Origin of the sequence: Bradyrhizobium jicamae, assembly GCF_018130695.1 — a bacterium.
GTDB lineage: Bacteria > Pseudomonadota > Alphaproteobacteria > Rhizobiales > Xanthobacteraceae > Bradyrhizobium > Bradyrhizobium jicamae_B.
The window spans coordinates 100,908-110,441 of the sequence record NZ_JAFCJX010000029.1 but is presented as its reverse complement, the minus strand read 5'-3'; the positions used below and the strand labels follow the sequence as shown (position 1 = coordinate 110,441).

Here is a 9,534-nt window from a genome sequence, read left to right as displayed (position 1 = left end):
GATGGCTTTACGGCTTATACGTGCTCGCCCTGGTGAGACTCTGCGTTTGTGCCACCATCATCCGCGATCGGCTTTGGGCCTTTCGCGTGCTTGCCACCTGCATCGGGGCGGCAGGCCCACACGACTTCACCGTCCGCCTTGCGCACACACGCCTGTCGCACGCCCAGCGGCCACCGCATCTGCACCCGCGTCCGTGGCGTTCGCGAGCGCCCCTCGTGTCGGGTGAGACGGGCGCATTAGACACCTGATTTGGGCGGATGTCAAGCGCAATTCGTCGAATCAGAACACTATTTCTGAAAAATTTTAGTTCGTAGGATGGGTGGAGCGCAGTGATACCCATCATCTCGCCGCGCGGCACGAAAGTGATGGGGATCGCTTCCGCCTTCGCTCTTCGAGCTACGGCGGACAAGTCGCTCCACCCATCCTACAGATCCCACCGTCTATCTCACTATCTCACTCCAGCGCCGCCTGCCCTGCGAGCGAGACCACGTTGTCCTGAGCGCCGGAGCCGCCGCTGACGCCGATGGCGCCGACGATCTTGCCGTTGACAACAAGCAGATTGCCGCCGCGCGAGGCGATGACGTCGTCGAGGGTCGCGAGATAGGAAAAATATGGCCCCTTGCCCATCAGGTTCTCGAAGGCCAGCGTCGGGCGACGGTAGCGGGTCGCGGTGCGCGCCTTGTGCTGGGCGATGCCGGTCGAGGCGTATTGGCAATTGTCCTGCTTCTCGAAATAGACGAGATCGCCGGCCGGATTGACGATCGCGATGCAGAACGCATTCCAGTTGCGCTTGGCCGTCTCGGCGACGGCGGCGGCCGCGACCTTCTTCGCGGTCTCCAGATTGATCGGCTCGCCATAAGGCGGCGGCGCCAGCGCGGCGGCGACGACGTCGTTCGGATTATCCGGGTTCGACGGCACCTGGGCCGAAGCCGCCGTGATCGTCGCGAACGCAATGCAGGCCGCCCCCGCGAGCGCAGTGAAGTAACGCATATCATCCTCCCAAGTGTTTTTTCTGCCCCCGGTCGATCGCCGGGCGCGCGGACGATAGCGATTGGCTGGTTTCATGCAAGGCGCGATCTGCAGTTGCAGCGCACTATGCTGTCGACTTTGGACTGGAAGCGGTGCGTTGCCGTCGCCTGCGAACGAACCACATCATGGCGTTTAACAACCAGCTCGGCACGTTCAAATGGCGCAGCGTTTCGACCTGCTCCTGATCTTCGCGCCCCCGAAAGCTCGCATCGGAAAAATAATCCTGCTCGCTGGCGCACCAGTCCAATGTCCGCGTGATTTCCTCCCGCAACGACGCCGAGTCCGGAAGGCTGGCTGCGAAGTCCAATTCGCGCCGAAGACAAATCGATTCGATCCGGTGACGTAGCTTCTCTTCATAGAGGATTCCCCACCGTTCCAGCCTCGCATGGGTTGCTTCGTGGACAATGGTGGAAGCCAATCTCTCGAGCGTCATCGTCTCCTCGAGGACATAGCGTTCGTCGAGGACACAGGCGTTCAGCGACCCTTCGTACTGTGCTCTCGCGCCAGGGATCAGGTTGACCCATATTCGGTCGAGATCGCGAATGACGCGCGAATAGTAGAGCGGGGCATGGCGCTTGATCAGTTGAAGTGCATCCTCGACGCGACGCAAGGCGGGATAGGATTCGACCTCATGCTCCCAGCTCCCCACCCAAAGCCCATCGATCTGGCGGCCTTTTGACAGCCAGAGCGCCAATCTGTCGACACGGGCGGGCTTTCGGTCTGGCTTTCTGACCACGACGAGGCCACGCGATTGTTGCGGCGATTCCAAACCTCACCCCTGCTTTGTCGACGACAATAGGCCGGGCCTCTTTTGAGTTGATTAAAAATCTTTCCTCAATTTGCATTTGATCCTGATCGGCCTTGGACTGGACAGATGACGCCTTCGACGGAAAGATAGTCGTTAACCAAAACTGGGGAACGACAACATGGATCTGGGCCTGAAGGGACGAAACGCCGTGGTGCTCGGCGGCACACGGGGCATTGGCCGCGCGATCGCGGATACGCTCGCGAAGGAAGGCGCCAATGTCGCGATCTGCGCGCGCAATGCCGAGCAGGTGACGGGCGCGGTGGCCGAGTTGAAGGCCTCGGGCGTCAAGGTCACGGGCGCTTCCGTCGACATCACCGATGCGGCTGCGCTGAAGGCGTGGGTGGCCGGCGTGGCGCAAGAGCTCGGCAGCATCGACATGCTGTTCTCCAATGCCGGCGCGATGGCGCAGGGCGGCGATCCCGCCTCATGGGAGCAGAATTTCCGGCTCGACGTGCTCGGCGCGGTCAACGCCTTCGAGGCGGCGCGGCCGCATCTCGAGGCCAGCGGCGACAAGACCGGCGATGCCGCGTTCCTGATCATCTCCTCGGTGTCGGCCGCGCAAGCGGATCTCGCGAGCTCCTACGGTCCGATCAAGGCGGCGCTGATCCACATGGCCAAGGGCCTGGCGCGGCAATATGCGAAGAAGAAGATCCGCGTGAACGTGGTGTCGCCGGGCACGGTCTATTTCAAGGGCGGCGTCTGGAACATGGTCGAGCAGCACCAGCCGCAGCGCTTCCAGGACGCCCTGACGCGCAACCCGACCGGCCGCATGGCAACCCCGCAGGAGATCGCCAACGCCGCGGTGTTCCTGGCAAGCCCGGCGTCGTCATTCACGACGGGATCGAATTTGATCGTGGATGGCGCGATCTCGAACAGGGTGAATTTTTGAGGACGAGCAAAGAACCGTAGGGCGGATTAGCCGAAGGCGTAATCCGCCATTTCACTAGCGACAAAGAACGGTGGGTTACGCCTTCGGCTAATCCACCCTACAATCATCGGCGCTCGCCGAAATCCCCGCTCATCGCGGTATCGCCACCCCAATCTTCGGGAAATAGCCCCGCGCGGACGTCGCGATGAAACGAGGAATACGGCCAATCGCAAACCCTCGTCACATGGCCGTGCTTCTGCGGATTGATGTAGCAATACTCGACGTGACGGGCGTAGTCGACCTCGTCGCGGATCAGGTGTTCCCAGAACCGGCGCTGCCAAATGCCGCGTTCATGGCGAGCGAAGCGAACGGTGTTGAGTCTTTCCCCTTTCGGAAGCGCTTTTGCGAAGCGCGTCTTGATCAGCCGCCAGCGGATCGAGAAATCGGTATCGTCGGACGGCAGGCTCCACACCGCATGCAGATGATCCGGCAGGACGACGAAGGCGTCGATCGTGAAAGCGTAGTCGCGACGGGTGGCTGCAATCGCTTCGCGTAGCAAAGTGACGTGATCGACGAGCAGGGTCTGCCGTCGGTCCAGCAGATTGACCGTGAAGAACCAGCAGCCTCCGGGGGCGAGTGCGCGACGGTAGTTCGGCATGAGTTTTGTGTTTGGCTTTCAAGAGCGGCGGATTACGCCTTCGGCTAATCCGCCCTACGATTCCTGTGCTTGCATCAATGAAAATCCCTCGACGGCGGGAGGATGCGGACGTTGCGGGGGTGGCGGATTTTTTGCGGGGTGTTTTCGCCGTGGTCGCGGCGGTCGTCGTTGAGGGGCTCGACCAGCGCCGGGCCCGCCGGCACCGGATGCTTGCGGCTGAGTGAATCATTGGCGAGGCCGATCAGGTCGTGGGAGCGGTCTGTCATGCGCTGCGCGACGAGGTGCGTGACCTTTTCGGGGCTGCTCTGGATATAGCCCTCGACCTCGATCAGCCGCGCGCCCATCACCTCTTTCCGGTACTGCTCCATCACCTTCGGCCACACCACGATGTTGGCAATCCCGGTCTCGTCCTCCAGCGTCATGAACACGACGCCCTTGGCGCTGCCCGGGCGCTGGCGCACCAGCACGACGCCGGCGCAGCGGACGCGGCGGCGGTCGTTCCTGTGATCGATCTCGCGGCACGGCACGACGCGCTCGCGCGCAAACATCTCGCGCAGGAATTCCATCGGGTGGCCCTTCAGCGACAGGCGGATGGTCTGATAGTCGGCGACCACCTGCTCCGGCCGCGGCATCTCCGGCAGCGGTGGCGCGTTCTCGTCCGGCTGCTCGCGCGCGACTGCCGCCTCGAACAGCGGCAGCGCGACGTCGTCCGGCAGCCGCCGCACCTGCCACAGCGCCTCGCGGCGATCGAGCCCGATCGAGCGGAAGGCATCGGCGTCGGCGAGCAGGATCAGCGCGCGCTTGGGCAGGCCGGTGTCGCGGGCGAAGTCTTCGAGCGAGGTGAAGGGCCGGCGGTTGCGCGCGGCGACGATGCGGTCGGCCCAGTCTTGTTCTGCAACAGCTTGACCGCAGACTCGCTGCACCTCTCCCGCTTGCGGGGGAGGTCGGATCGCATCGTCAGATGCGATCCGGGTGGGGGTGTCTCCACGGTGGGATTCACGATGCGGAGACACCCCCACCCCACCCTCCCCCGCAAGCGGGAGAGGGAGCCTTACCACCTCCCGCGGATCGTTCTTCACGACACTATCTTTCTCATGCGGGGCTGACATGCGCCGCAACGCCTGGTCCCGCTTCAGCCTCTCCTCATCCTGATCCAGCCAGTGAAACCCATCGATCTGGCGAAAGCCGAGCCGCACCGCGCAATGGTCGCCGTCCCGTTCCTCCAGCGTGTTCTGCGCAAAACTATGGGACACATCGACCTCCCTCACCGTGACGCCGTTCTTGCGGGCGTCGCCGACGATCTGTGCGGGGGCGTAGAAGCCCATCGGCTGCGAGTTGAGCAGGCCGCAGCAGAAGGCGTCGGGGTGATAGTGCTTCAGCCATGAGGAGATGTAGACGAGCTGGGCAAAGCTTGCGGCGTGGCTTTCCGGGAAGCCGTAACTGCCAAAGCCCTTGATCTGGTCGAAACAGCTGGCGGCGAATTCGGCCGAATAGCCGCGCGCGACCATGTTGCCGACCAGCTTTGCCTCGTACTGGCCGATGGTGCCAACATTGCGGAAGGTCGCCATCGAGCGGCGCAGGCCGTTGGCCTCTTCCGAGCTGAATTTTGCCGCCTCGATCGCGATCCGCATCGCCTGCTCCTGGAACAGCGGCACGCCCTTGGTCTTGTGCAGCACCTTGTAGAGTTCGTCCGCGGGACCATGCTCGGGCGCCGGCGAGGGATACGTCACTTTTTCCTGGCCGTTCCGCCGCCGCAAGTACGGATGCACCATGTCGCCCTGGATCGGCCCGGGGCGCACGATCGCGACCTCGATGACGAGATCGTAGAACTCGCGTGGCTTGAGCCGCGGCAGCATGTTCATCTGCGCGCGGCTCTCGACCTGGAAGACGCCGAGCGATTCCCCGCGGCACAGCATGTCGTAGACGTTCGGATCGTCCTGCGGAACGGTGGCGAGCGCCCAGCGTTCGCCCTTGTGATCGTCGATCAGGTCGAAGCATTTGCGGATGCAGGTCAGCATGCCCAAAGCGAGCACGTCGACCTTCATCATGTTGAGCGCGTCGACGTCATCCTTGTCCCATTCGATGAAGGTGCGGTCGTCCATCGCGGCGTTGCCGATCGGCACATAGGTGTCGAGCCGATCCTGGGTCAGCACATAGCCGCCGACATGCTGCGAGAGATGGCGGGGGAATTCGATCAGCTCGGTGGCGAGATCGACGGCGAGCGTGATCATCGCGTTTTTCGGATCGAGCCCGGCCTGGCGCACCTGCATGTCGTTGAGGCCCTTGCCCCAGCTGCCCCACACGGTGTCGGCGAGCGCTGCGGTGACGTCTTCCGTCAAACCGAGCGCCTTGCCGACGTCGCGGATCGCGCTGCGCGGGCGATAATGGATGACGGTCGCGATGATGGCGGCGCGATGGCGGCCATAGCGGCGGTAGACATATTGCATCACCTCCTCGCGGCGCACATGCTCGAAATCGACGTCGATGTCGGGTGGCTCCAGCCGCTCCTTGGAGATGAAGCGCTCGAACAAGAGATCGACCTTGGTCGGATCGACCGAGGTGATGCCGAGCACGTAGCAGACGGCGGAGTTCGCCGCCGATCCCCGCCCCTGGCACAGGATGTTCTGACTGCGCGCGTAATGGACGATGTCGTGCACGGTGAGGAAGTAGTGCGCGTATTTCAGCTCCGATATCAGCGCGAGTTCCTTGTTCAGGGTGTCGCGGAGTTTCTTGTCGATCTTGCCACGGAAATATTTTTGCACGCCGGCCCAGGTCAGGTCTTCGAGATGCTGCTGCGCGGTTTTTCCGGGCGGCACCGGCTCGTCCGGATATTGGTATTTGAGCTGGTCCAGCGAGAAGGTGATGCGGGCGGCGAAGCGCATGGTCTCCGTGATCGCTTCCGGCAGGTCGCGGAACAGCCGCGCCATCTCATAGGCCGGCTTCAGATGCCGTTCGGCATTGGCCTGTAGCCTGCGGCCGACGGCTTCGATGGTGGTCTTCTCGCGAATACATGTCAGCACATCCTGCAGCGGACGGCGCGCAGGGTGATGATAGAGCACCTCGTTGGTGGCGAGCAGCGGCACCGCGGCTGTGGTCGCGATGGCGTGGAGCTGCGCGAGGCGGCGCTTGTCGTCGCCGCGATAGAGCAGGCTTGCGGCGAGCCAGACGCCATCGGCGGGGCTTGATTTCAACTGCGCGAGAAGATCGAGCGTTTTTGCCACGTCGAAACGGTGCGGCAGTGCCAGCACGAGCAACTGGCCTTCGGCGTAGTCGAGGAGATCAGAGAGTTTGAGATGGCACTCCCCCTTTTCGATGCGGATGATGTCGTCGCCGCGCTTGCCGCGGGTGAGCAGCTGGCAGAGCCGGCCGTAAGCGGCGCGGTCGCGCGGATAAACCAGGATATCGGGCGTGCCGTCGCTGAAGACGATGCGCGAGCCGATCAGGAGCTTTGGTGGATGGGTGACCTTGTCGTTCTCGAGTTCCTTCCAGGCGCGCACCACACCGGCCAGCGAGTTGTGATCGGCAAGGCCGATCACGCCAAGGCCGAGCCGGCTCGCCTCATGAACATAGGCGCGCGGATCGGAGCCGCCGCGCAGGAAGGAGAAATTGCTGGTGATGCCGATCTCGGCATAGTCGGGCGGCGCTTTCATGCGAACAACCCGTGCACATACCAGTTGGCGGTAACAGGCTTGCCCTCCTCGTCGCGCAGCTCGTTCTCATAGAGGCCGTCGCGAAAGATCCAGAAGCGCTGGCCTTCGGCGTCTTCGACGCGGAAGTAATCACGCGTCAGCGACTGGCCGTCCTGCTTCCACCATTCCATCGCGATCCGCTCGGGCCCCTCGACCCGCACCACCGCATGCAGCGCGCGGCGCCAGGTGAACTGATGCGGCGGACCGTCGGGCACCGCCGCGAACGGGACCTTGATGGGCTCCGGGCGATCGAACAGACGCAGAGGCCGCAGCGGCGGTTCGCCGGCGATGCGCTCCGGCCAGGCGGCGGCGGTCGCGACGGCGAGATTCTGTTGCGCGGGCACGGCAAGCGCGGCGCGTTCGGGGATGTGGCTGTCGAGCGGCAGATGCACGACGACGCGCTTTCCCCCGATGCGGGCGGCGATGCGATCGATCAGCGCGGACAGCTCGTCATTGTCATGCACGTTGGCGTCGAGATCGCGCTGCTGCTGCACCACGATCTCGGTACGGCCGGCGGCGAGACGGATGAGATCGAAGCCGAAGCCGGGATCGAGCGGATCGCTTAAGGCATCGAGCCGCTCGCGGAACAGGCGGTCGATCATGTCTGACTTTGTGACCGGACGGCCGGTGTCGACCACGATGGTGCGGACCGCGCCGTCGGTGCGGAAGAAGCTCGCTTCAAGCTGGCGGGCGCCCTTGCCCTGCTTGTCCATCGCTGACACCAGCATCCCGGCGAGATGGGTCAACGTCATCGCGATCACGGTGTCGGTGGCGACGGGTTCGGGAAAACGCTTCTCGACGATGTAATCGGGCAGCGGCTTTCGGGGACTGATCGGGGCATCGCCCTGGCCGAGCGCGTGACCGAGCAGCGTGGTGAAGGCGGCGCCGAAGCGCGCGGATATCTCGTGCGGCGCGCGCGAGGCGACGTCGCCGATGGTCTTCAGCCCCGCGCGGCGCAGGCCCGCGGTGATGGCATCAGCCGCGCCGAGCGCGGAGACCGGCAACGGGCCGACCGCATCGGCCTCCTCGCCATCGGCGATGATTTTGCCCGAGGCATGCCGCGTCAGCGTGCGCGCCGCGATCGAGGTGCCGGCGATCGCGCCACTCACCGCAAAGCCGCGCCGGCTCAGCGCGCCCGTCACGGATTGCAGCAGCGCCCGCTCGCCGCCGAACAGATGCGCGCAGCCGGTGATGTCGAGGAACAGCCCGTAAGGCAGATCGAGCGCCACCAGCGGCGTGAAGCGATCGCACCAGTCGGCGATGTCGTTCAGCGTCTTGGCATCGGCTAAGGGATCGGCGTCGTAGACGATCAGCTCCGGACAGATCGCCCGCGCATTGGCGAGCGGCAGCCCGATCGAGAGACCGGCGCGGACCGCGGCCTCGTCGAGTGATTGGATCAGGATGGCGTTGTGGTCCTTGGCGACGACGACGCTGGCTACTTTCTTCGCCTCCCCCGCTTGCGGGGGAGGCCGGATCGCATCGCCAGATGCGATCCGGGTGGGGGCTCTCTCGAAAGCGGGACTCGTGGAGATACCCCCACCCCAACCCTCCCCCGCAAGCGGGAGAGGGAGCCCGACCACCGCCCGCATGTCAGCCGGCGAGACGGCGTTCTGTGTGAGTGACCGCTGGATGCGGTCGATGGGGAGGCGTGGCAGCCAGAGGCTGAGGATACGCCGACGGTTCAGAGAAAAGGCACGCATCACATTTCCATTCCATGATCCAGCGGCCGACCGGGCCATGACGATTGCGGGCAAGCTCGGCGTCGAAGCGCGGCGCGCCCCAGGCGCTTGCGGCATTGCCCGGCGGCGAATGCGCCGCGCGGACGATCCAGCGCGTCTCCGCAGTCGAGGGGATCGGCGTCGCCGCAACGCGCAGCACCAGCGCGGTGACGCCGGAGGCTTGCGCGGCCAAGGTCAATTTGCGGCTGGCGACGAGATCGAGCTGGCGCACATTGCCCCAGACCTCGAGCACGACCGCGCCGAGCGCATCGCAGGCCAGCGCATCCGCCGTCGTGCGTAGCGCAGTGTCGACATCGGCTGCGCGCACGGTCACCAGCAATCGCGGATCGAGGCCGAGCTCGGCGAGCCCGCTCATCGACAGCGCCCCGGATTCCTGATCGGCAAAATCCTGCCGCACCCAGACCAGCGGTTTTCGCGATGACAAACGGCCAGCGAGCCCCGCGATGAAACCGGTTGCCGCGCCGCCCTGATGGCCGCCGGCGAAGACCTCATGCAGCGCGGCCGCCGCGAGCCCGCCGCGCAGCATCGCATCGGCGCCCGCATGGCCGAGCGCGACGCGGTTCGGCAGCGTCGCCTCGGTGGGCGCCTCGATGCGCGCGATGTCGCCGCGCAAGGACGCAAGCGTGCTCATGCGTGCGCCGTCCATCTGCGCCGCTCCTTCGAAAGAGTGTTGGGGCCGTGACTGGATCTCAAAAGGGAGAACCAGAAGCTGGCTCATTTGTTCATGATATGTTCTAATATAA

At 64.5% G+C, this 9,534-nt stretch carries 7 protein-coding genes; 1 reads left to right on the top strand and 6 read right to left on the bottom strand.

Going from position 1 to position 9,534, the window contains the following annotated elements; all coding sequences use genetic code 11:
- Positions 1 to 453 precede the first annotated feature (453 nt).
- Complete coding sequence (locus JQ604_RS32805; RefSeq protein ID WP_212364853.1) at positions 454 to 990, bottom strand: GlcG/HbpS family heme-binding protein; 537 nt, start codon at positions 988 to 990, stop codon at positions 454 to 456.
- Between the two features lie 103 nt (positions 991 to 1,093).
- Entirely contained in the window at positions 1,094 to 1,798 is a 705-nt protein-coding gene (locus JQ604_RS32800; RefSeq protein WP_212364852.1) for a hypothetical protein, read from the bottom strand.
- 157 nt (positions 1,799 to 1,955) lie between these two features.
- Between JQ604_RS32800 and JQ604_RS32795 the strand changes: the two genes are divergently transcribed.
- The gene (locus tag JQ604_RS32795) at positions 1,956 to 2,726 is read left to right on the top strand and encodes an SDR family NAD(P)-dependent oxidoreductase (protein ID WP_212364851.1); all 771 of its coding nucleotides are present in this window, start codon (positions 1,956 to 1,958) and stop codon (positions 2,724 to 2,726) included.
- A gap of 103 nt (positions 2,727 to 2,829) precedes the next feature.
- Here the strand turns inward: JQ604_RS32795 and JQ604_RS32790 are convergent, their stop codons facing one another.
- From JQ604_RS32790 to JQ604_RS32775, 4 genes are all read right to left on the bottom strand, one after another.
- A complete protein-coding gene (locus tag JQ604_RS32790) occupies positions 2,830 to 3,363 on the bottom strand; it encodes an REP-associated tyrosine transposase (RefSeq protein WP_212364850.1) in 534 nt (177 codons plus the stop codon).
- Positions 3,364 to 3,437: 74 nt separating this feature from the next.
- The gene (locus JQ604_RS32785; RefSeq protein ID WP_212364849.1) at positions 3,438 to 7,013 is read right to left on the bottom strand and encodes an error-prone DNA polymerase; all 3,576 of its coding nucleotides are present in this window, start codon (positions 7,011 to 7,013) and stop codon (positions 3,438 to 3,440) included.
- Positions 7,010 to 8,752: a Y-family DNA polymerase gene (locus tag JQ604_RS32780; protein ID WP_249158987.1), complete on the bottom strand. Its 1,743-nt coding sequence runs from the start codon at positions 8,750 to 8,752 to the stop codon at positions 7,010 to 7,012. Before JQ604_RS32780 ends, JQ604_RS32785 begins: the two co-directional genes overlap by 4 nt.
- Positions 8,643 to 9,437 (bottom strand): ImuA family protein, encoded by a 795-nt coding sequence (locus tag JQ604_RS32775; RefSeq protein WP_212364848.1) that lies wholly within the window; start codon positions 9,435 to 9,437, stop codon positions 8,643 to 8,645. Before JQ604_RS32775 ends, JQ604_RS32780 begins: the two co-directional genes overlap by 110 nt.
- Between the last annotated feature and the right edge of the window lie 97 nt (positions 9,438 to 9,534).